Origin of the sequence: Brevibacillus sp. NRRL NRS-603 (assembly GCF_003013445.1) — a bacterium.
Lineage (GTDB): Bacteria > Bacillota > Bacilli > Brevibacillales > Brevibacillaceae > Brevibacillus > Brevibacillus formosus.
Map to the genome: position 1 here is coordinate 1 of NZ_PXZN01000185.1, position 854 is coordinate 854.

1 pseudogene is annotated in these 854 nt (G+C 54.0%); it reads left to right on the forward strand.

Features of this window, described 5'->3' with window-relative positions:
- Positions 1 to 854 (forward strand): annotated as a pseudogene (locus C7R94_RS29805) (helicase-exonuclease AddAB subunit AddA); the annotation flags it as partial.

The following is an 854-nucleotide window of genomic DNA, read 5'->3' on the forward strand; positions in this document are numbered from 1 at the left end:
CACGCGAGAAGCTCATTCTTGTCGGTTCATCCAAGGATCTCGCCAAAAGTGTAACAGACTGGGGCAGACAGGATGACAGCGAGCGGCTCAGTGACGAAGACTTGATTCAGGCAAAGGGATACCTGGATTGGGTGGGGCGTGCGATGCTGCGACATCCCGGTGCAGGATCGCTGCGGGCATATCCAGAGCAGCAAGACTCGGGAGAAGTCGTGAGAGTCAGAAGCGTGCCGGATGATTCGGTTTGGTCGTTTCACTTCTATCAGGCAGATGAGTTCCGTGCTCAAGGAGAGTCAACCAACGACGAGGTGTCTCTGTGGGAGCGCATGACCAGACGAGAGGCGATCGCGGAAAGACCGTCTGATGACGCTTTGCGAGATATTGTCGACAGGAGATTAGGATGGCAGGACCCGCATCCAATTGCGCCACGCGTAGCTGCGAAATGGAGTGTCAGCGAACTCAAGAGACATGCCAAAGTCAGCAAAGGCGGACAGCCACTCACGCTGCCGTCCATTACTGAAAAGCCAAAGTTTTTGTCTGAGCAAAAATCCAATCGACTGACAGCAGCAGAAAAAGGGACAATTACGCACTTAGTGTTCCAGCATCTCGATTTGAAACGTCCGCTGGATGAAGCGGATATTCGGGAGCAGGTGACGGCACTCGCGGCGCGCCGCTTTTTGACTGACGAGCAGGTACAAGCAGTAGATGTTTCGCAGATTGCCCGATTCTTCGCTGATCCTTTAGGGCAGCGAATGAAGGCGGCAGCGGTCGTGCATCGTGAATTGCCATTTACCCTCGTGTTGCCTGCTTATGAAGTAGAAGCGGAGTTGGGTGAAGAGAGCGACGAGAAGGTTGTC